This window comes from Enterobacter cloacae complex sp. P29RS (assembly GCF_014893445.1).
Lineage (GTDB): Bacteria > Pseudomonadota > Gammaproteobacteria > Enterobacterales > Enterobacteriaceae > Enterobacter > Enterobacter intestinihominis.
The window spans coordinates 139961-160608 of sequence record NZ_JADBPZ010000001.1 but is presented as its reverse complement, the minus strand read 5'-3'; the positions used below and the strand labels follow the sequence as shown (position 1 = coordinate 160608).

Genomic DNA, 20648 nt, shown 5'->3' with positions numbered 1-20648 from the left:
GACAGTCGCGAAGTAGGGATTTACTGGCGCACGGAGATGGACGACGTGCGCGGTCTGGATACGTACATTTTTGCCGACAGCCAGCTGAACTACCGGTTTGATGTGCGCCTGCCCTACAGCGAGCTATCGGGTCTGTTCGACGGCGCGGCAGAATCGGTCTGGGATGTGCGGACCTGGCACAGGATTGTCACCGGCACCGTCGCCACGCGGGATTACAACTACCGGACAGCCACCACGCCGATGGATGCGACGGTCAGCGTACGCAGTGATGCGGTGACGACGGGTGAGCACTACCGCTACAAAGCGCCGTACCGGGAAGCAGGCGACGACAGCGACCCGGAGCCGGAAACCGAATCCGGCGCGTTCTACGCCCGGCTTCATCACGAGCAGGAACTCAATAAATCAGCCCGTATCCACCTGTTCAGCAATGCCGCCAACCTTACGCCGGGGCAGGTGCTGGAGCCGCAGGGGGATGTCATTACGGCCCTGAAAGAAGGCGTCGTCCTCACGCTGGTGACCTTCCGGGGAGCGCGGGAGTCCCGCCTGCTCGTATCGGTGTGGGGCATGCCTTACACCGAACGGTACTGTTTCCGCCCGACGGAAGTTTCGCGTCCGGAAATCCACGGTACCCTGCCCGCCCACATTGAGAGCCGGGAGAAGAACGATATCTACGCTCACCTGGACGGGCAGGGGCGCTACCGGGTGAAGCCGGACTTCGACAGGGAGGGGACAGAGCCGGGCTATGGCTACCTGTGGCTGCGGATGGCGAAGCCATATGCCGGTGAAACGCTGGGCTGGCATACGCCGCTCACCGACGGGACCGAAGTGGCGATTGCGTACAGCAACGGTGATATTGACCTGCCGTACATCGCGTATGCGCTGCACGACTCTGAACATCCTGACCTCGTGAACCGGGACAACCACACCCGGAACATCCTCCGGACGCCTGCCAACTCAAAATTGCGGATGGAAGACAAGCGCGGTGAGGAGCACATCAGACTCGCCACGGAGTACGGCAAAACGCAGCTCAACAGCGGGCATCTGGTGGACAGCCAGGGGCAGCGTCGCGGGCAGGGCACTGAACTGCGCACCGATGAGTGGGGAACCCTGCGTGCCGGGAAAGGGCTGTTTGTCAGTGCGGATGCGCAGGCGAAGGCGCAGGGTGACGCACTGGACATGGACACCGCGCTGAAGGAAATCGACCGGCTTAACCAGCATCTGCAACAGCTGGAAATGGCGACAGAGCAGGCGCAGGCGCTGAAAGCGGATGTCGACAGCCAGATACGGATGTTCGAACAGCGGCTGAAACCGCTCAATGAGGCGCTGCTGATGTCCGCCCCGGAAGGGATGGCGCTGACCAGCGGTGAGCATCTGCAAATTGCCGCCAGCAAAAACGTCGCCATTAATGCTGGCGGAGATATCAGCACAGGCGCTATGGGCAATCTGACCCTGCTTACCGGAGAGAAGCTGGGGCTCTTTGCCCGTACCGGTCAGCTGAGCGTCAAGTCAGGGGAAGGGCCGGTGGAGGTCCAGGCGCAGAACGCCAACATGCGGCTGTTTGCGGAGAAAAAGTTGACGTTGAGTTCGGCGAGTGACATCGGCGGCTGGTACTAAGCCGGGATGACCTGGACCCGGACAAACCCCGCACGATTGAACTGGGTGATGGCTGGCTCAGCCTCGTGCCGGTGAAGGAGTGACGTGATGGATAACTGGTTAGCGCTTTTTGACGGACAGACCCGATATTTTCTGGATATCAATGACAGTTCAGTGAAGCCGGATGTTCTGCGCTTTTACGGCAGGGAAGCACTGAGCGAACCATTCCGCTGGGACATTGAGTTCACAACGTTTCAGGCGAACATTACCCCGGAACAGGTGCTGATGAAATATGCCTCCTTCCGGATGCGGAGCGGCAAAAGTGTGCACGGCATGGTGACCCGCCTGGAATGGCTTTCCACCTCAAAGGACCAGTCTTCTACCTTATCATTCATTTGAATAAGGTAGATTTGGAGGAATATGTTTACTGGAAAGAGGTGAATATAAATGCATAGCTTTATAAAAAAACGTGCTGCTTCATGTTGATATCAGTTTTCTTCTTTTGTGTTTTGCTAATGGTGATTAAGATCATGGCTTATCAAAACGCAATCAAGAATGATTCTATATGGAGTCGAGATAATAAATGCGAACTGACTACTTATATTCCTGACTATCGACCATATGGTGGTATCGGGAGAGTATTACGGTTGTTTTCCAACCAATCTTTTTTTGTTATATATGATTCCAATGGGAATAAAATAAAAAGCTCTGCATGGCACTTTTGGCAAGCTCAGTTCTCTGATTCGGTTGCACCAGAATGGCACGGGCAATATGCAATGTATCCAACAAGTGAAGGGTGGGCTGGATGGAAAATTCCAGAATGTGGTTAACGTTTAAAATGCCAATTCCCTCCGCCCTCTTGGTCAGAATTGACCTGGGAACGCGATTAAGGCAATGAAATAGTATGGGCTATAGCGACTTATTACCGCAAGTACGGTAAGGATCATATCAGTATCCGGTCATACTAATCGCTGATACGGATGAATATAAAATCTTAACAAATGGGTGAATACTGAAAGGTTGCTCTGGCGGCCAGTGTAATGACAAAGACAGGTAAGACCAGGACTCGCTACACCTGAATCAGTCACTGGGCTTAAAGCCGCGAAGGAAATAAGGCGTGAGTCAGCGAATTACATTGCGGCTGGCAGCGTTATAGCAGCTGCAAATAAGCAGGAATAATGCTGAACCCTACCCGTCAATGTCTAAACAATGGATGCTTTGCAAACGGAATGTGTTTATATAATGACTTATGCCAAAGGGACATAATACGCCATCGCTGTATGAAATGCTGAGCGGCAATTTCTCAGGTGGCCTGAACCTCAACCAGGTCAGCGAACAGAATCAGGTGATTTTATCCGTACTCGATAACATGCAGCGCATCCTCAACTGCCGCGCTGGTACGCTGGCTCACCTGCCAGACTACGGCATGCCGGATATGACAAAAATCCTCCAGGGGATGCCCGGAACCGCCCATCAGCTGATCACCACACTGTCGGCCGTGTTGCTGAAATATGAGCCGCGCCTGAATCGAATTAACGTGGTGATGCAGGAACAGATTCAGGCCGGTGAGCTTCGCTACGCCATTGACGCGGAGCTGAAGGGGGTCGGGTTAGTTCGATATGGTACGGAATTTATGCCGGAGGGCAGGGTATTAATCCGTCATCTGAAACAACAGCAATACCTCGATGCACGTGCCGCCATCTAGTTATTACTCAGGTTAAAACAGTTATGACAATAAATTCTGAACGCCAACTTAAAACCGGCGGGGATCCGCGCACGCTTGCGGATTACGCTGCCTTGCGCGAAGAAATGAACAAGCTCACCCATCCGGCACGCCCGGATGTGAACTGGCAACACGCGGAAACGCTCTGTCTGTCACTGTTCGGGCATAACGGTGTGGAGCTACAAACGGCTGCCTGGTATACGCTCGCCCGTACGCATCTGGCCGGATTGTACGGTATGAATGAGGGGCTTGCGGTACTTGCTGCACTGGTAGCCCGCCAGTGGGGAAACCTCTGGCCACAGCCTGTCCATGCGCGAATCGAAATCCTCAGTGCACTCAGCAAGCGCCTGCAACAGGTAGTACGAACGCTATCGCTGACGTACGCTGACTTAGGGCAGCTGTATCAGTCTGAAGAGCATCTGAGCGCTTTGGGGGACGTCTTGCAGCGTATGGAACTCAAGCATGCTACTCAGCTTGATGCTCTGCGCACGATGATGCAGAACGCAGCAGTGCGTCTGGAAAACAGCGAAAATACGGACATGAGTCTGCACGGTGACGCATTGGGTGCTACGGAAATTCACCTCGTCGAACCGACTGAGCGTAGTAAATGGGTTTATGTGGTTGAGCCCGAGCCGGTGCTGAACGTTGGGGTGGTTAAAGAACCTCCGGTGTCGATGAAACCCTGGAAGCCATTTGCTGCAGGTATGTTGACCATGCTGGTGGCAGCCAGTGTCGTCGCAGGAGGATGGCAGATGTTGCATGCGCCAGATTCGGCACAAGCGCAGCTAGCCGCGGCTCTGGCTCCTCTACCTCAAGGGCTATCTACAGGGCAATTAGAGGCGCTGCAACAAACGTCACCGTCACCGGAACCGGGGATTGGCAGGACACAACAGCTGTTAGCGCAGCTTTTACAGTTGAAACCAGACTGGGCAGTGAGCTTCGGCGACCGTCTGGTGCAGCAGGCGCTGACGCTGTGGCCGGAAGAAGCCAAACCCCTGGCGCAACATTGGCAGAAACAGATGAGTATCGCTGCGCTAGCAGATTTAGATCTGAATGGCTGGCATCAGGGTATGGCGCAGTTGCAGCAATTGACGAACAAGCTGAACGCACTGGATGAACAGAAGGGGAAGTACATGACGGTGAGTGAACTGAAATCAGACGTGTTTGCCATGTCGCAGTCATTTAGCCAAACCATACCGCTTGAGGAGCAGCTTCGTCTGCTTTCCACTCTACCTGCCGGGCAACCCCGGTCAGCAGCGCAGCAAAACAAGGTCGAACAACATCTTCAGCAGTTGATTGTTAGCTACGCCCTGCTGAAGCACAAAAAAGAACAATAAGACTGGCGAAAAACACGGAGTTAACATGTCAGTAAGAGAGCGTTTTTTTAAGAAAGTGCAGCAGAATAACGTAAATAAACCGATTCATATTAATTCGGCTGAAGCCGAAGTCAGGGTTTTTTGTCAGCGGATGGATGATCTTGCACAGCAAATTATTGTTTGGTTTGAGGGTTCTGGTATTGAAGTCCTGTTATCCCAAAAGCATATCACCGATTTGAGTACGGTCGGCTACAGCCTCAGTAGCAGTATATGTCGTTATGTCATCACGACTGTCATTCTGCGAAATGGAGATCGCAGCGTCAGCATTATGCCAGAACAGATCATCAGGGGATCAGAGAAGGGGTGTATGACAATGTGCATTAATGCCCCCGGCAGTATATCGGGGGAGAGGATATACCATTTAAGCATGGCGCCTGAAACAGGCTGGTATATTCGTCGCGGACATCAAAGTGTGAAAGAGAATGTCCTCATGACTGAGGACTATTTTTTCCAGTCAGTCGGCTGTCTGGCCTGAACGTAAGCCAGCCTGGTGGGAGGTCACGGTAACGTAGTTGATATATATTAACTACGTTAACTTATTAAGCATGACTAAACAATGTTGCCCTACGGTACTCCTTCTTAAATAGGTAAGCGCTAATATTTAAGGGGGGGCGGTAACCAAACTACAAGCTGGATATTTACCGTATATCATGCTTTTTATCTGCCTTAAGCGAAACTGCTCAAATCAAACTGCAAAAGAACAAACCAACGACGAACGTGAGGACAAAATACTGTGGCAATGCTATAAACCTTAGTGCCCACAAAAATATAAAGCCGTAGGAAAAACTATGCTTAGAAATATTAGTGTCAGAACCTTCATTGTCTATTTCCTTTTATGTGTGTTTTTGGTAAGTGATGGAGTTATAGCGCTATTTTCAGGGAGTTTTTCGCTTTTTATTGCAGTCATTATCGTACAATGTATCGCCTTAATTTTACTCTGGGCGTATATGACAAAATATCTTGTGACGCCGATCAATACTGTGAAAAAAAGTATTGAAGAGGTGACGTCAGGCAATCTCGGCGTGTCGATCCCTGAATTCGGCAACAACTGTGCGGGACGACTGATCCCGGGCATTAATAGTCTCTCCAGCAACATTGCAACGCTGGTCCGTGAGATCCGCGCCTCCTCGCAAACAGCGATGACCCTGTCAGATCAGCTTTCTTCACGCAGCGCGCAGCTTTCCGTTAAAACAGAACAGCAGTCAGCTTCGCTGGTGCAAACGGCAGCCAGCATGGAAGAGATGGCTGCAAGTACAAAAAATAATGCCGACAATACCCGTTTAGCCAGCGAACAGGCGAATATCGCGACGTTGCAGGCGCGTAAAGGCGGAGAGTTAATGGGGCAGGTCGCGAACAATATGCAATCAATTACCGACTGCGCCCAGCAAATGACAGAGATTATCTCGCTGATTGACGGTATCGCTTTTCAGACCAATATTCTGGCGCTTAACGCCGCCGTTGAAGCGGCAAGAGCGGGCGACCATGGAAAAGGATTTTCAGTGGTCGCTGGTGAGGTCAGAAGCCTGGCGCATCGTAGCGCCGAAGCGGCAAAAAATATTAAGTCATTGATTGAAGTCACCAGCCATAACGTGACGCAGGGCGTTAACGTAGTCTCTGAAGCTGAAAAAAACATGCACGACATCGTTACCGGCTCGGGCAACGTGAGCCGACTGATGGATGAAATTTCCGCCTCAACATCGGAACAAGAAAAAGGGATTTCACAAATCACGCTGGCATTGTCAGAGCTGGAACGCGTAACACAGAGCAATGTGTCGATGGTTGAAGAACTCAACGGTTCGTCAGATGTGCTGCGCAATCAGGTGATTGAACTTCAGACACGAACACGTAATTTCCGTCTGAAGAACGAGTACCAGGCTGATAATGCGTTAATAAGCCGCGAATGGGTGGTGAATTCCTGAGCATATTCAGGGTGATGCCTCACATAATTATTGCTTAACCCTCGACGAAAGCTAGACTGACACCGAAAGAGATAAATCGGTGGAGGCGCTGTGGAGAGCATTAAAGGGTCTGAAGTTAACGTACCTGACGCGGTTTTTGCATGGGTACTTGATGGGCGCGGGGGCGCAAGGCCGCTTGAAGATCAGGATCACATCGACAACGAACACCCATGCTGGCTGCACCTCAACTACACGCACCCGGACAGCGCCGAGTGGCTCGCGTCCACGCCGCTATTGCCCAACAACGTTCGGGATGCGCTGGCGGGAGAAAGTCTCAGACCTCGCGTCAGCCGGATGGGTGAGGGGACGTTAATAACACTGCGTTGCATAAACGGCAGTACGGATGAGCGTCCGGATCAGCTGGTGGCAATGCGTGTCTATATGAATGAACGATTGATTGTTTCCACCCGTCAGCGAAAAGTGCTGGCGCTGGATGACGTCATTAACGATCTGAAAGAGGGCTCGGGGCCTACGGATTGCGGAAGCTGGCTGGTGGATGTATGTGATGCGCTGACCGATCATGCCAGCGAGTTTATTGAAGAACTCCACGATAAAATCATCGATCTGGAAGACAACCTGCTCGATCAGCAAATTCCCCCACGTGGTTTTCTGGCGTTGTTGCGAAAACAGCTTATTGTTATGCGCCGCTATATGACCCCGCAGCGCGACGTCTATGCGAGACTGGCCAGCGAACGCATGAGCTGGATGAATGACGATCAGCGTCGCAGAATGCAGGATATTGCTGACCGGCTGGGACGTGGTCTGGACGAAATTGATTCGTGTATCGCCAGAACGGCGGTCATGGCGGATGAGATAGCACAGGTAATGCAGGAGTCATTAGCCAGGAGAACCTATACCATGTCGCTGATGGCGATGGTCTTTTTACCAAGTACGTTCTTAACCGGGTTGTTTGGCGTCAATCTTGGGGGGATCCCCGGCGGTGAATATCACTATGGCTTCACCACGTTTTGCATCATGTTAGTGGTTTTGATTGGGGGTGTTGCATGGTGGTTGCATCGTAGTAAATGGCTGTAAATTTACGCATTTTCTAATGCAGCGACTGCTTCAAAACGACATTTTAATTGAGCGAAGTCAATAAACTTAGACCATGTTAGGTGCAATATTACTCCCGCAGGTGAATGCAACGTCAAGCGATGGGCGTTGCGCTCCATATTGTCTTACTTCCTTTTTTTGAATTACTGCATAGCACAATTGATTCGTACGACGCCGACTTCATAGTCGGCTTTTTTTTGCCTCCTGTTTATCTGCGTCTACCCTTTAGGGGTAAGCACCCTAATCTGGAGGGAAAGATGAGTATGCTACTTGCCTTGCAACGCCTGAACACATGGCAGTCCGATCCGGTGCCCACCGATCCGACCCCAATTCCCGATCCCATCCCGCGTCCGCAGCCGATGCCGGATCCGCCACCGGACGAAGAACCGATTAAATTGTCGCATCGTTAGCGGAGATCTGCGAGGATACGCGCCATCTGACTGCAATCATTACCATGAGAGTATATTGTGACCGCTTTTTCCACGCTGAACGTTCTGCCTGAAGCCCAACTGACAAACCTGAATGAGTTGGGTTACCTCACTATGACCCCTGTCCAGGCCGCCGCGCTGCCAGCTATCCTTGAAGGCCGGGACGTGCGCGTGCAGGCGAAAACCGGTAGTGGAAAAACGGCTGCATTTGGACTCGGCCTATTGCAGCATATTGATGCAACTCTGTTTCAGACCCAGTCCCTGATACTCTGCCCGACGCGCGAGCTGGCCGACCAGGTCGCGGGTGAGCTGCGTCGTCTGGCGCGTTTTTTGCCTAACACTAAAATTTTAACGCTCTGCGGCGGGCAACCGTTCGGTGCGCAGCGCGATTCCCTTCAGCACGCCCCGCATATCATTGTGGCAACGCCGGGCCGTCTGCTCGATCACCTGCAAAAAGGCACCGTTTCACTCGATGCACTGCAAACGCTGGTGATGGATGAAGCTGACCGCATGCTGGATATGGGCTTCAGCGATGCGATTGACGAAGTGATTCGCTTTGCGCCAGCCACGCGTCAGACGCTGCTTTTTTCTGCCACCTGGCCAGAGGCGATTGCGGCGATCAGCGGGCGCGTGCAGAAGAACCCGCTGACCATTGAAATCGATACTGTCGATGCATTGCCAGCGATTGAGCAGCAGTTCTTCGAGACGTCGCAGCAGGGCAAAATTCCACTGCTGCAAAAATTGCTTAGCCAACACCAGCCAGCGTCCTGCGTGGTGTTCTGTAATACCAAAAAAGATTGTCAGGCGGTGTGCGATGCCCTGAATGATGCCGGACAGAGCGCATTATCGCTGCATGGCGATCTGGAGCAGCGCGATCGCGATCAGACGCTGGTGCGTTTCGCTAACGGCAGCACTCGCGTGCTGGTTGCAACGGATGTGGCAGCCCGTGGCCTGGATATCAAATCGCTTGAGCTGGTGGTGAATTTCGAACTGGCATGGGATCCTGAAGTGCATGTCCACCGCATCGGACGTACCGCGCGTGCGGGTAACAGTGGTCTCGCCATCAGCTTATGCGCGCCTGAAGAGGCGCAGCGCGCTAATATTCTTGCGGAAATGCTGCAACTGAAACTCAACTGGGTGAATGCCCCCGGTAATATCAGCATCGCTCCGCTGGCGGCGGAAATGGCCACCCTGTGCATTGACGGCGGAAAAAAAGCCAAAATGCGTCCCGGTGACGTTCTGGGGGCGTTAACAGGGGATATCGGTCTCGACGGGGCAGATATTGGCAAGATCACGGTCCATCCTGCACATGTCTATGTAGCGGTTCGCCAGTCGGTTGCGCATAAGGCCTGGAAACAGTTGCAGGGCGGGAAGATTAAAGGGAAAACCTGCCGCGTTCGGCTGCTGAAGTAAGGGAAAAAAGCGTCTCAGAAGCACTGTCTGAGACGCAGTCAGGTTATTTCACTTCCACCACGTTCAGGCGCAGTTCATCGAATTGCGCATCCTCTTCCTCTGGCTGCCAGCCAGCAGGCTGCATCGGGATCTCTTCGCGGTCAAACGCCAGATCCCCGCCGTTCACCACCTCTGAACCGTGGTTAATCCCTTTGAAATCGAACAGTTCAACATCGGCGAGGTGCGAAGGCACCACGTTCTGCATGGCGCTGAACATGGTTTCGATGCGGCCCGGATAGCGTTTATCCCAGTCACGCAGCATGTCGCCAATGACCTGACGTTGCAGGTTCGGCTGTGAGCCGCACAGATTGCACGGAATGATAGGGAAGGCTTTGGCCTGAGAGAAACGCTCAATGTCTTTCTCGCGACAGTAGGCGAGTGGGCGGATCACGATGTGTTTGCCGTCGTCACTCATCAGCTTCGGTGGCATTCCCTTCATTTTGCCGCCGTAAAACATATTCAAAAACAGCGTTTGCAGAATGTCGTCCCGGTGATGACCCAGCGCAATCTTGGTGGCGCCCAGTTCGGTTGCGGTGCGGTACAGAATGCCGCGACGCAAACGTGAGCAAAGCGAGCAGGTCGTTTTGCCCTCAGGGATCTTCTCTTTTACAATGCCGTAGGTATTCTCTTCTACGATTTTGTACTCAACGCCCAGGTTCTCAAGGTACTCCGGCAGGATATGCTCCGGGAATCCTGGCTGTTTCTGATCGAGGTTAACTGCGACCAGGGAAAAGTTCACCGGTGCGCTTTGCTGTAGATTGCGCAGGATCTCCAGCATGGTGTAGCTGTCTTTACCGCCCGACAGGCAGACCATGATGCGATCGCCTTCTTCAATCATGTTGAAGTCTGCAATGGCTTCGCCCACGTTACGGCGCAGTCGCTTTTGCAGTTTATTCAGGTTGTACTGATCTTTCTTGTTAATCTCTTGATTTTGTTGCATCTATTCGTTACTCAGATCTCAAATGGGGCACAGGGTGAGAAAACGATTTCAAAGCGTCAGCTTCGTGTTCATCTCTTCTATCCATGTAGCATAGATTTCATACACCATCTGCGCATTTACGTGCCCCATCTGGTTAGCGATAAAAGACGGGTTTGCGGCTACCGGTAAAAACCAGCATGCGAAAGTGTGTCGTGTATGGTACGGATTGCAGCGCCGAATGCCAGCACGATTTACAAATGAGCCCCTCAAAGAAGTTTGGTTAAGACTAACGGGTTGTCTACACTTACAGCTTACGCAGTAAAAACGGAGGTGAAAATGTCTGACCGTCCCGTTAATGGTGACCATCCTGATTATAATCCCAGCCCGGATAACCCGGAAAAGGATGGAAGAAAACCGAAAGATGATCCTGGCTCAGCGCCTGAATCAGGCGATAAAGATCCAGAGTATTGACCAGCCGCCTTTACGAAGGCGGTTTTAAAACCCATTACGGCCTCGCTATGCGCAACGCTATTCACGATATTCCGATACCCGCTCAGAACCCCCTGTTTTGCCGGACGAGAAGGTGAGATAAAGCACCGATCTCATCCCCGCGTTCCAGCACGTTTTACAGTTCTCCTGCTACGCTTTTGAGGGGGACAAGGGAGCGCTTCTATGAAAAATAAAGACGAACAGACAGGATTAGTTGGGCTGGCGATTGGTGCCGCCGTTATCGGGCTGGTTTCAGCGCAGAAGATCATCAACCGTGAAAGTATTGTCGATGAGCTGGTGAGGCTCGGCAGGCAGAAGGGGGATGGTGTCGAAGATGAGGTCTTTTTAAAAGCGGCTGAGTTAGTGAGAAAAGGGGTATAAGCGATGGCTGAAATTCGTCATGCACAGTGTCATTGTGGGGCGGTGAAATTTACTGTTGAGCTGACGGACGGCCTGAATACCGCACGGCGATGTAGCTGCTCGTTTTGCAGGATGCGCGGGGCAGTAGTGGTTTCCGCGCCGTTGACGGGTATTAAGGTGACGCAGGGCGCGGACACGCTCACAGAGTACCGTTTCAACACCGGCACGGCGCGCCATTTCTTCTGCTCGGTTTGCGGTATTTACACGTTCCATCAACGACGTTCCAATCCCAATGAATATGGTGTGAATGTCGCCTGTCTGGAAAATGTTACGCCATTCGACTTCCCGGAAGTGGCGGTAATGGATGGGATAAATCACCCTATGGATGGCGACAGCGGGGTAATTGGCTATCTCTCTTTTCGCAAAGAACAGGCGAAACAGAGATAAAATTAGCCCGCAGATCGCTGCGGGCTAACGGGATTAGAACTGGTAAACCAGACCTAACGCTACGATGTCATCCGTACCGATGCCATTGTTTTTGTAGAATGAATCATCTTCATCCAGCAGGTTGATTTTATAATCAACATAGGTGGACATGTTTTTGTTGAAATAGTAGGTAGCACCGACGTCAGCGTATTTCACCAGGTCTTTATCGTCCTGTCCATTGCCCAGATCTTTACCTTTGGACTGTAAATAGGAAACAGCCGGACGAAGGCCGAAGTCAAACTGATATTGTGCGGTCACTTCAAAGTTCTGGGTTTTATTTGCAACCGCATCTGCATTGTCGCCGTACGGCGTCATATTACGGGTTTCGGAATACATTGCAGCCAGGTAAATGTTGTTGGCATCGTATTTGAGGCCTGCGGTCCATGCATCCGCAGTATCACCGCCCGCAGTAGTGTAATTTACCTGATCGTTAGTACGGTCAGATGAAGCATATGCCGCGCCTGCGCTGAAGCCCATGCCGAAATCGTAGGTTGCGGAGATACCGTAACCGTCACCATTTTCATGACGTGTATCACGACCGTTGTTGGTCCCTTCATTGGTAGAGCAGAAATTCTCATCGCAGTTATTACCTTCATTATTACCCTGATACTGCACCGCGAAGTTCAGACCCTGCACCAGACCAAAGAAGTCGGTGTTACGGTAGGTCGCCACGCCGTTTGCACGACCGGTCATAAAGTTATCGGCATAAGTATAAGAGTCGCCACCAAATTCTGGCAGCATATCGGTCCAGCCTTCTACGTCGTACAGGACGCCATAGTTACGGCCGTAATCGAAGGATCCGTAGTCGCCTACCTTCACACCCGCGAAGGCCAGACGCGTCCAGGACTGATTGTCAGAGCCTTCGGTGTTGTTTGCCTGAATGTTGTATTCCCACTGCGCGTAACCGGTCATCATGTCGTTGATTTGAGTTTCACCTTTGAAACCCAGACGCATATAGGTTTGGTCGCCATCTTTTGACGCATCGTCAGAGAAATAATGCAGACCATCTACTTTGCCATACAGATCCAGTTTATTGCCGTCTTTATTATAAATTTCAGCTGCGTGAGCGGCTCCAGCCATTAACAAAGCGGGGATCATCAGTGCCAGTACTTTTCTTTGCATTTTGATTATTCCTTTGCAGTTATTTTTTTATTGCTTAGTGAACTTTCCGGGCTGGAAAGCTGTCCCATGCTAAATCACACAGAGGGCTGATGAATAAAATATAATTGTTACGGGTTGAGTAAAATCTAAAGCAAATGATGCGTTTGAAATAACAATTGATGCCGTGAATTAATCGTTATAATCGATACAAAATAAAAATTATTAATTAAGTGGTAAAGAAGGTATTCTCCATGGCGTTATATGCCTTTAAGATTTTTTCATCCATAATTCACGTGAATATTGTTCAGAACGTTGAGGCAATTTTCACCGAACATCTGGATTAGCCCGGTGCACGTGCATCGGGCTTTTTTATGGCAAAAAAATGCCCGGACAAGCCGGGCATAACGGTTATTCGCTGGTTGATTTTTCCGCTTTCCCCGCCAGCTGTGCAAGGAAGTCATAACGCTTCTGAAGATCCGCTGCCGCGTCCCTCCATAGCTGCTCTGCTACTTCTGGTTGTTGAGCGTTCAGCCTGCGGAAACGCTGCTCCTGAAGTAAGGTTTCGGCAAGGGCGTCTGAAGGCGGACGGGAATCCAGCGCCAGCGGTAATTTTCCTTCATCGGCACGGCGCGGGTCAAAGCGGTACAGCGGCCAGAAGCCGGTTGCGGTAAGCTGACGCATCTGGTCGTGGCTAAGCGCCAGATCATAGCCATGCTCCTCACACGGGCTATAGGCGATGATCAGCGACGGGCCAGGATACGCTTCCGCTTCCTGAATGGCTTTCACCGTCTGGTTAAGCTGCGCGCCCAGCGAAATCTGCGCGACGTAGACGTGTCCATACATCATCATGCTGACGCCCAAATCTTTACGCGCCTTTCGTTTGCCATGCTCACCAAATTTCGTGACCGCACCCAGTGGCGTTGCTTTCGAGGCCTGTCCGCCGGTGTTGGAATAACACTGAGTATCAAGCACCAGAATGTTAACGTTTTCGGTGAGGCTCAGGACGTGATCAAGACCACCGAAACCAATATCGTAGGCCCACCCGTCGCCACCGATCAGCCAGATAGATTTTTCAACCAGCGCGTCAGCATCGGTCAGCAGTTGTTCAGCCCCTTCAACACCCTGAAGCGCGTGGCGCAGTTCAGCAACCTGTGCGCGACGAACGTCAGGCTTGGCCTCCGCATGCAGGGCGTCATTCAGCTCTGCCGGGATTTTATCGGCAAACTGTTCCAGCAGACGCATTACGCGGGCGCGGTGCTGATCGACCGTCAGGCGGAATCCCAGACCAAATTCTGCGTTATCCTCAAATAGCGAGTTTGCCCAAGCCGGGCCGCGGCCATACGCGTCGGTGGTATAAGGCGTGGACGGCAGGTTCCCCCCATAGATTGACGAGCAGCCCGTCGCGTTGGCAATCAGCATCCGGTCGCCGTAAAGCTGGGTAAGCAGTTTGATGTACGGCGTTTCACCGCATCCGGAACACGCCCCGGAGTACTCGAAGAGGGGGGTGATGAGCTGCGAGGTACGAATGTCAATGCGTTCCAGCTTGTTGCGATCGATTTCGGGCAGGTCGAGGAAGAAGTCATAATTCACTTTCTCTTCTTCAACATGTTCCAGACGCGACATCATATTAATGGCTTTGATTGAGGGATCCTGACGATCTTTCGCCGGGCACACCTCGACGCACAGGTTACAGCCGGTACAGTCCTCTGGTGCCACCTGAAGAACATATTTCTGGCCACGCATATCACGGGATTTTACATCCAGCGAGTGCAGACTTTCCGGTGCGTCCGCCATCGCTTCTGGCGACACCACTTTGGCGCGAATGGCCGAGTGCGGGCAGGCCGCCACGCAGTGGTTGCACTGGGTGCACAGCTCTTCTTTCCAGATAGGGATCGCTTCGGCAATGTTGCGTTTTTCCCAGCGGGTCGTGCCCATCGGCCAGGTGCCATCAGGCGGAAGCGCAGAGACGGGAAGGGTGTCGCCCAACCCGGCAAGCATCGCCGCCGTAACGGTTTTGACGAAATCCGGGGCAGCGTCCGACACCACTGGCGGCCGGTTCGGGCTGCTGGTATTGACCGGCTGCAACGGCACCTCGAACAGCGACTCGCGGGCCAGCGCCAGCGCCTGCCAGTTGCGCTCAACCAGCTCCTGACCTTTGCTGCTGTAGCTTTTGGCTATCGCCCCCTGGAGCTCCATCAGCGCGCTGTCGCCCGGCAGAATATTGGTCAGATGGAAGAACGCCATCTGCATAACCGTATTGATACGCGCGGCCAGGCCGCACTCGCGGGCGATCTTCGCGGCGTTAATGACATACAGGCGCGCCTGTTTCTGGTTTAGCACCGCCTGGACTTCCTGGGGCAGTCGTGCCCAGACCTCATCGGCGCTATACGGGGTGTTGATCAGGAAAATACCACCGGGCTTCAGGCGCTCGGCCATCTGGTATTTATCGATAAACTGGAGCTGATGACAGCCAACAAAATCCGCCTGAGAAATCAGGTATGCCGAGCGGATTGGATGTTCGCTGACGCGCAGGTGCGAGACGGTCAACCCGCCCGCTTTTTTGGAATCGTAAACGAAATACCCTTGCGCATACCACGGCGTGGAGTTACCGATAATTTTGATGTTGTTCTTGGTCGCCGAGACGCTGCCGTCGCTGCCCAGACCGTAGAACAGCGCTTCCAGTTTCGCATTCGAGGGCAGGGTGTTTTCCGGCAAAGGGAGAGAAAGGTTAGTCACGTCATCATAAATGCCGACCGTAAAGCGCGGCTTCGGTTTTGCCTCGCGCAGTTCAGCAAATACGGCCAGGACGCACTCCGGCCCGAACTCTTTGGAAGACAAACCATAACGCCCGCCAATGACGCGCGGCAGCGTTTCGCGTTCACTGTGATTAAACGCCTCAGCCAGAGCGGTCATTACATCAAGGTAAAGGGGTTCAGCCTGCGCGCCAGGCTCTTTGGTGCGGTCAAGTACCGCCACGGCACGCGCGCTTTCCGGCAGGGCTGCGAGCAGATGTTTCGCAGAGAATGGACGGTAGAGGCGAACTTTTAGTACGCCAACTTTTTCACCACGCGTAAGAAGCTCATCGACCACCTCTTCGCAGGTGCCGATGGCGGAGCCCATCAGGACGATCACGCGCTCGGCCTGCGGATGACCGTAATATTCAAATGGCTTATATGCGCGACCCGTCGCAGCGGAAAAATCGTCCATCGCCTGTTCGACGTGCTCATATACCGCGTTGTACCACGGGTTTGTCGCCTCGCGGGACTGGAAATAGGTATCCGGGTTGGCAGAGGTACCCCGGATCACCGGATGTTCCGGATTGAGGGCCCGAGCGCGATGGGCATCAATGTCAGCCTGCGGCAGCAGGTTCAGTATGGTGTCATCCGGCAGCGGAACGATTTTATTGATCTCGTGAGAGGTGCGAAAACCATCGAAGAAATGAATAAATGGCACTCGGCTTTTCAGCGTGGCGATATGCGAAAACAGCGCGAAGTCCTGTGCTTCCTGCACGCTGCTGGCGCAGAGCATAGCGCAGCCGGTCTGACGCACGGCCATCACGTCTGAGTGGTCGCCAAAAATAGAGAGCGCGTGTGTGGCTACAGTACGTGCGGCGACGTGCAGGACAAACGGCGTTAATTGTCCTGCCAGCTTGTAAAGCGTGGGGATCATCAACAGCAGCCCCTGAGACGAGGTGAACGAGGTCGACAGGGCACCGGTCTGCAACGCACCATGCACGGTGGCAATGGCGCCGGCTTCGGACTGCATCTCAACAACCCGCGGGACATCGCCCCAGACGTTTTTTACCCCATTACCAGCCCAGGCGTCAGCCTGTTCAGCCATCGTGGAGCTTGGGGTGATGGGGTAGATGGCGATAACTTCGCTGGTGCGAAACGCAACAGACGCGACTGCACCATTGCCGTCAATAGTTTGCATAGGACAACACCCTTACATTGCGCAAAAATGAAGGGCCTGTAAAACGACGACAGACCCTGAATATTATCTGTGTATTTTAGCAAAGCTCAGGTTTTACGATTTTCGCTTTTGTGTCCTTGGTATGCGCTGTATCAATGACTGGATGGCTATTCGCGATAAAAAATTGCGAGAAATTGTTACCAGAGCGCATAAATACGCACATCCGCTCTCGACGATGCGGCGCGTGATGCCTATTATGCATAGGTTTCGCTTTAACTATGGGGAGGAAGGTATGCGTTCTGCATTTTGGGTCGGATGTGCCGCGTTACTGTTGTCGGCATGCAGCAATGAACCTGTACAGCAGGCGACTGCGGCACACGTTACGCCAGGTATGCGAGCGGCTATGTCCAGTTCAGGCCAGGCCAACTGCGCAATGATCGGAGGGTCACTCTCCGTTGCCCGTCAGCTCGACGGCTCCGCTATCGGCATGTGCGCGTTGCCAAACGGCAAACGCTGTAGTGAGCAGTCGCTTGCCGTAGGATCGTGCGGAAGTTACTGAGTTATTCAACTCGCTTAAACATTAAAGACTTATTGGCTGTCGCCAGCGTTAACTGGTCTTCGGTCAGGTCTACCTGAGCGCCTGTGCGTAGCATATCGGCGAGGGTCTGATCCAGTTCATTAAGCTGCGGCTCGGTGCAGAGTTTCCGCGTCATTGCCAGCGTTTTGACCGTCAACTCTCCTTCGGACAATTTTCCCTGGCCGTTGAAGCCGTTGCACATTGTGCCGGAGACGGCAATGTTGTTAATCAGGCTGATACTGGGCTGCGCGCTGAACCGAATTTCAGGCTGCGTTTTCAGGCCCTTAACCGCTTTTCCATCAACGTTTTCCAGCACGAAACGGTGATTCTCTAACTGATCGGTCTGAACGGAGGCTTTACCGGGATTAACGCATCCAGCCAGTGCGAGGCTGATTAAACTTACTGCCGCGAGCTTTTTCATTTTTCTTCTCAAACTATCAATGCTGTAAATATTTTTTCAGTGTAACCATACCCTCCAGGGTGTTAATGGGGTTTATCTGAAAGTGCGAGATAAGGACCGGGCGGCAACGCACCCGGTGAGTGAATTAGTGCGATTTAAATCCGGCTGCGGCCATCAGCATTTTAAAGAGCATACTTACGCAGGCCAGTGCCAGGACGCTGCCGCCCCAGATGATGGCAAGCCACATCAAACGTTTCCATACAGGTTGTTGCATCAGTGATAACCCTCCCCATGCTGTACTTTTCCGCGAAAAACGTAATAACTCCAAAAGGTGTAGACCAGAATCACAGGAATGATCAACAGTGCGCCCACCAGCATGAAGCCCTGGCTTTGGGCTGGCGCAGCGGCCTGCCAGAGGGTAATGTCCAGCGGGATGATATGCGGCCAGATGCTGATCCCAAGCCCGCTAAAGCCAAGAAAAACCAGCCCTAACGTCATGATAAACGGCAGTGTATGGCTCGCAGGATCGTTCAGGCAGCGCCACTGGCACAGACTCAGGATCGCAACCAGCGCAGGAACGGGCAGCAGATAAAACAGATTTGGCAGCGTAAACCAGCGCGCAGCAATGGCTGCTTGGGCGAGAGGGGTCCATATACTGATTACCGCAATGAATACCAGAAGCAGGAGCAGAAGCACTTTCGATACCTGACGCATCCGCTGTTGCAGGGCATTTTCACTTTTCATTACCAGCCACGTTGATCCTAACAGCGCGTAAGCCACCACAAGACCCGCACCGCAGAAAAGATTGAACGCGGTAAACCAGTCAAACGGACCACCGCTGTAAGCACGACCGGTGACGTTGAACCCATGGATGACCGCGCCGACGGTGATGCCCTGGCTGAAGGTCGCCACAATTGACCCGCCAATAAAGGCCTTATCCCAGAACGGACGGTGCGCCGGAGTCGCTTTGAAGCGAAATTCGAAGGCGACGCCACGAAATATAAGCCCGATCAGCATTATTGTCAGTGGAATGGTTAGCGCGTCGATGATCACCGCATAGGCGAGAGGAAAGGCGCCAAACAGGGCCGCACCGCCCAGCACCAGCCAGGTTTCGTTGCCGTCCCAGACGGGAGCCACGCTGTTGACCATTACGTCGCGTTCGTCCGCATTCGGCGTTACCGGAAACAGTATGCCTATCCCCAGATCAAAACCGTCCATCACGATATACATCAACGTGGCGAAAACGATAATCACGAACCAGATAATGGAAAGATCGATACCCATTACGGTTACTCCTTAAATTCAGTGGTGACGGCAGAAAGCGGACGAGCAGGGCGGCCATCGGATTCAGTCGCGAAGGATTCATAAGGCTGCGGCCCTTTTTTAATCAGACGCACCATATAGCTGTAACCCACGCCGAACACCGCGGTATAAACCACGAAGAAGGCCAGCAAGCTGATGCTCATGTGCAGATCGCCATGTGCGGAAACCGCATCCTTCGTACGCTGTAGCCCATAGACGACCCAGGGCTGGCGGCCGACCTCCGTTGTTACCCATCCGGCGAGGATCGCGATCAGCCCGGACGGCCCCATCAGCAGGGCAAACCACAGGAAGGAACGTGAGGTGTAGAGGCGCTGTTTGTAACGCAGCCAGACCGCCATCATGCCCAGGAAGAGCATCAACATCCCTAAACCGGCCATGATGCGGAAAGACCAAAAGACAATGGTGGCGTTCGGGCGATCGTCTTTTGGGAACTCCTTCAATGCCGGAACCTGTTTATCGAAACTGTGGGTCAGGATAAGGCTGCCGAGAGCGGGAATTTCAAGGCTAAAACGGGTCCGTTCCTGCTCCATATCCGGCAAGCCAAACAGCAGCAGTGGAGTAGGCTCACCCGGGGGATTCTCCCAGTGGCCTTCAATGGCGGCTATTTTCGCGGGCTGGTGTTTTAAGGTATTAAGCCCGTGCATATCACCCACCAGTGCCTGAACAGGGGCTACGATCAACGTCATCCACAACGCCATGGAGAACATGGTGCGAATGGCAGGGGTGTTGTTTCCGCGCAGCAAATGCCAGGCCGCGGAGGCTCCGACAAACAGTGCACTGCTGAGAAATGCCGCTATCGACATGTGCAGCAGGCGGTAAGGGAAGGAGGGGTTAAACACCACGGCAAACCAGTCCACCGGAACGACCTGACCGTTGATGATTTCATACCCTTGCGGTGTATGCATCCAGCTGTTTGACGAGAGGATCCAGAACGTAGACATGAGGGTCCCCAGTGCCACCATGCAGGTCGAAAAGAAGTGCAGCCCCGGCCCGACCTTATTCCAGCCAAACAACATTACCCCGAGGAACCCCGCCTCAAGGAAGAACGCGGTGAGCACTTCATAGGTCAGCAGAGGGCCGGTAATGCTGCCCGCAAACTGCGAAAACCCGCTCCAGTTGGTGCCAAACTGATAAGCCATCACCAGGCCGGAGACCACGCCCATCCCAAAGTTGACGGCGAAGATCTTCGACCAGAAATGGTACAGCGAACGCCAGACGGGGTTTTTTGTTTTCAGCCACAGCCCTTCCAGCACGGCGAGATAGCTCGCCAGGCCAATGGTTATCGCCGGAAAAATAATATGAAAGGATACGGTAAAGGCGAACTGTATTCGCGCAAGATGAAACGCATCTGGACCAAACATGCACTGCCTCAATGTTAAACGGTGTGCTGTTATGATAAAGAGGGGGAAAATGAGTTATCAGAAGCAGAAATTGATAATTTATCTATAACAGTTGTGGGAAAAGGTGAACTTTATCTGGTTGATATAGCTAACAAGGA

Annotated in this window: 19 protein-coding genes and 4 pseudogenes; 15 read left to right on the top strand and 8 right to left on the bottom strand. The window is 52.8% G+C overall.

Features of this window, described 5'->3' with window-relative positions:
- Positions 1–9: 9 nt before the first annotated feature.
- The 11 genes and pseudogenes from IM282_RS00750 to dbpA form a co-directional block, all read left to right on the top strand.
- Positions 10–1599: pseudogene (locus IM282_RS00750) on the top strand (type VI secretion system Vgr family protein); the annotation flags it as partial.
- A 2-nt stretch (positions 1600–1601) separates the two neighbouring features.
- Positions 1602–1697: pseudogene (locus IM282_RS00745) on the top strand (type VI secretion system lipoprotein TssJ); the annotation flags it as partial.
- 4 nt (positions 1698–1701) lie between these two features.
- Positions 1702–1971 (top strand): annotated as a pseudogene (locus tag IM282_RS00740) (type IV secretion protein Rhs); the annotation flags it as partial.
- A 152-nt stretch (positions 1972–2123) separates the two neighbouring features.
- Complete coding sequence (locus IM282_RS00735) at positions 2124–2423, top strand: hypothetical protein (RefSeq protein ID WP_226839795.1); 300 nt, start codon at positions 2124–2126, stop codon at positions 2421–2423.
- Positions 2424–2842: 419 nt separating this feature from the next.
- Complete coding sequence (gene tssE / locus IM282_RS00730; protein ID WP_023300218.1) at positions 2843–3298, top strand: type VI secretion system baseplate subunit TssE; 456 nt, start codon at positions 2843–2845, stop codon at positions 3296–3298.
- A 23-nt stretch (positions 3299–3321) separates the two neighbouring features.
- Positions 3322–4653, top strand: coding sequence for a VasL domain-containing protein (locus IM282_RS00725; RefSeq protein WP_192970010.1), 1332 nt, complete (start codon positions 3322–3324; stop codon positions 4651–4653).
- Positions 4654–4678: 25 nt separating this feature from the next.
- On the top strand, positions 4679–5167 hold the full coding sequence (locus tag IM282_RS00720; RefSeq protein ID WP_126314920.1) for a hypothetical protein: 489 nt from the start codon (positions 4679–4681) through the stop codon (positions 5165–5167).
- A 313-nt stretch (positions 5168–5480) separates the two neighbouring features.
- The gene (locus IM282_RS00715; RefSeq protein WP_022648264.1) at positions 5481–6611 is read left to right on the top strand and encodes a methyl-accepting chemotaxis protein; all 1131 of its coding nucleotides are present in this window, start codon (positions 5481–5483) and stop codon (positions 6609–6611) included.
- 90 nt (positions 6612–6701) lie between these two features.
- Positions 6702–7685 carry a zinc transporter ZntB gene (zntB, locus tag IM282_RS00710; protein ID WP_192970009.1) on the top strand — a complete coding sequence of 328 codons (984 nt, stop codon included), beginning with the start codon at positions 6702–6704 and terminating at the stop codon, positions 7683–7685.
- Positions 7686–7966: 281 nt separating this feature from the next.
- Positions 7967–8113: a hypothetical protein gene (locus tag IM282_RS00705; RefSeq protein WP_369702450.1), complete on the top strand. Its 147-nt coding sequence runs from the start codon at positions 7967–7969 to the stop codon at positions 8111–8113.
- A gap of 57 nt (positions 8114–8170) precedes the next feature.
- The gene (dbpA, locus tag IM282_RS00700) at positions 8171–9544 is read left to right on the top strand and encodes an ATP-dependent RNA helicase DbpA (RefSeq protein ID WP_192970008.1); all 1374 of its coding nucleotides are present in this window, start codon (positions 8171–8173) and stop codon (positions 9542–9544) included.
- Positions 9545–9587: 43 nt separating this feature from the next.
- Here dbpA and ttcA read toward each other — a convergent pair whose 3' ends face one another.
- Together ttcA and IM282_RS21805 are read right to left on the bottom strand one after the other, a co-directional pair.
- Positions 9588–10523, bottom strand: coding sequence for a tRNA 2-thiocytidine(32) synthetase TtcA (gene ttcA, locus IM282_RS00695; RefSeq protein WP_126314918.1), 936 nt, complete (start codon positions 10521–10523; stop codon positions 9588–9590).
- A gap of 48 nt (positions 10524–10571) precedes the next feature.
- Positions 10572–10757 (bottom strand): annotated as a pseudogene (locus IM282_RS21805) (tyrosine-type recombinase/integrase); the annotation flags it as partial.
- A gap of 81 nt (positions 10758–10838) precedes the next feature.
- Between IM282_RS21805 and IM282_RS21925 the strand changes: the two are divergent.
- From IM282_RS21925 to IM282_RS00685, 3 genes are all read left to right on the top strand, one after another.
- Positions 10839–10973 carry a hypothetical protein gene (locus IM282_RS21925; RefSeq protein WP_255516813.1) on the top strand — a complete coding sequence of 45 codons (135 nt, stop codon included), beginning with the start codon at positions 10839–10841 and terminating at the stop codon, positions 10971–10973.
- Between the two features lie 201 nt (positions 10974–11174).
- The gene (locus IM282_RS00690; protein ID WP_022648260.1) at positions 11175–11372 is read left to right on the top strand and encodes a hypothetical protein; all 198 of its coding nucleotides are present in this window, start codon (positions 11175–11177) and stop codon (positions 11370–11372) included.
- Between the two features lie 3 nt (positions 11373–11375).
- Positions 11376–11798: a GFA family protein gene (locus IM282_RS00685; protein WP_023300213.1), complete on the top strand. Its 423-nt coding sequence runs from the start codon at positions 11376–11378 to the stop codon at positions 11796–11798.
- A 33-nt stretch (positions 11799–11831) separates the two neighbouring features.
- Here IM282_RS00685 and ompC read toward each other — a convergent pair whose 3' ends face one another.
- Both ompC and nifJ read right to left on the bottom strand, forming a co-directional pair.
- Positions 11832–12959 (bottom strand): porin OmpC, encoded by a 1128-nt coding sequence (gene ompC, locus IM282_RS00680; protein ID WP_022648258.1) that lies wholly within the window; start codon positions 12957–12959, stop codon positions 11832–11834.
- Positions 12960–13346: 387 nt separating this feature from the next.
- A complete protein-coding gene (gene nifJ / locus IM282_RS00675; RefSeq protein WP_192970007.1) occupies positions 13347–16871 on the bottom strand; it encodes a pyruvate:ferredoxin (flavodoxin) oxidoreductase in 3525 nt (1174 codons plus the stop codon).
- A 271-nt stretch (positions 16872–17142) separates the two neighbouring features.
- On the opposite strand from nifJ, the gene IM282_RS00670 reads away from it, so the two are divergent.
- The gene (locus IM282_RS00670) at positions 17143–17409 is read left to right on the top strand and encodes a DUF333 domain-containing protein (protein ID WP_003856935.1); all 267 of its coding nucleotides are present in this window, start codon (positions 17143–17145) and stop codon (positions 17407–17409) included.
- A gap of 1 nt (position 17410) precedes the next feature.
- Here the strand turns inward: IM282_RS00670 and hslJ are convergent, their stop codons facing one another.
- From hslJ to IM282_RS00650, 4 genes are all read right to left on the bottom strand, one after another.
- Positions 17411–17848, bottom strand: a complete 438-nt coding sequence (hslJ, locus tag IM282_RS00665; RefSeq protein WP_023300211.1) for a heat shock protein HslJ — start codon at positions 17846–17848, stop codon at positions 17411–17413.
- 124 nt (positions 17849–17972) lie between these two features.
- Entirely contained in the window at positions 17973–18101 is a 129-nt protein-coding gene (locus IM282_RS00660; protein ID WP_017693358.1) for a DUF2474 domain-containing protein, read from the bottom strand.
- A complete protein-coding gene (gene cydB, locus IM282_RS00655; protein WP_192970006.1) occupies positions 18101–19111 on the bottom strand; it encodes a cytochrome d ubiquinol oxidase subunit II in 1011 nt (336 codons plus the stop codon). The genes IM282_RS00660 and cydB overlap by 1 nt, the downstream gene beginning before the upstream one ends.
- Before the next feature lie 5 nt (positions 19112–19116).
- Entirely contained in the window at positions 19117–20511 is a 1395-nt protein-coding gene (locus tag IM282_RS00650; RefSeq protein ID WP_192970005.1) for a cytochrome ubiquinol oxidase subunit I, read from the bottom strand.
- Positions 20512–20648 lie beyond the last annotated feature (137 nt).

Bases quoted from the DNA above. Each gene is read 5' to 3' on its own strand.
- IM282_RS00735 (WP_226839795.1), top strand. From the start codon at position 2,124: ATGGCTTATCAAAACGCAATCAAGAATGATTCTATATGGAGTCGAGAT.
- tssE (WP_023300218.1), top strand. From the start codon at position 2,843: ATGCCAAAGGGACATAATACGCCATCGCTGTATGAAATGCTGAGCGGC.
- IM282_RS00725 (WP_192970010.1), top strand. From the start codon at position 3,322: ATGACAATAAATTCTGAACGCCAACTTAAAACCGGCGGGGATCCGCGC.
- IM282_RS00720 (WP_126314920.1), top strand. From the start codon at position 4,679: ATGTCAGTAAGAGAGCGTTTTTTTAAGAAAGTGCAGCAGAATAACGTA.
- IM282_RS00715 (WP_022648264.1), top strand. From the start codon at position 5,481: ATGCTTAGAAATATTAGTGTCAGAACCTTCATTGTCTATTTCCTTTTA.
- IM282_RS00705 (WP_369702450.1), top strand. From the start codon at position 7,967: ATGCTACTTGCCTTGCAACGCCTGAACACATGGCAGTCCGATCCGGTG.
- ttcA (WP_126314918.1), bottom strand. From the start codon at position 10,523: ATGCAACAAAATCAAGAGATTAACAAGAAAGATCAGTACAACCTGAAT.
- IM282_RS21925 (WP_255516813.1), top strand. From the start codon at position 10,839: ATGTCTGACCGTCCCGTTAATGGTGACCATCCTGATTATAATCCCAGC.
- IM282_RS00690 (WP_022648260.1), top strand. From the start codon at position 11,175: ATGAAAAATAAAGACGAACAGACAGGATTAGTTGGGCTGGCGATTGGT.
- IM282_RS00685 (WP_023300213.1), top strand. From the start codon at position 11,376: ATGGCTGAAATTCGTCATGCACAGTGTCATTGTGGGGCGGTGAAATTT.
- ompC (WP_022648258.1), bottom strand. From the start codon at position 12,959: ATGCAAAGAAAAGTACTGGCACTGATGATCCCCGCTTTGTTAATGGCT.
- nifJ (WP_192970007.1), bottom strand. From the start codon at position 16,871: ATGCAAACTATTGACGGCAATGGTGCAGTCGCGTCTGTTGCGTTTCGC.
- IM282_RS00670 (WP_003856935.1), top strand. From the start codon at position 17,143: ATGCGTTCTGCATTTTGGGTCGGATGTGCCGCGTTACTGTTGTCGGCA.
- hslJ (WP_023300211.1), bottom strand. From the start codon at position 17,848: ATGAAAAAGCTCGCGGCAGTAAGTTTAATCAGCCTCGCACTGGCTGGA.
- IM282_RS00660 (WP_017693358.1), bottom strand. From the start codon at position 18,101: ATGCAACAACCTGTATGGAAACGTTTGATGTGGCTTGCCATCATCTGG.
- cydB (WP_192970006.1), bottom strand. From the start codon at position 19,111: ATGGGTATCGATCTTTCCATTATCTGGTTCGTGATTATCGTTTTCGCC.
- IM282_RS00650 (WP_192970005.1), bottom strand. From the start codon at position 20,511: ATGTTTGGTCCAGATGCGTTTCATCTTGCGCGAATACAGTTCGCCTTT.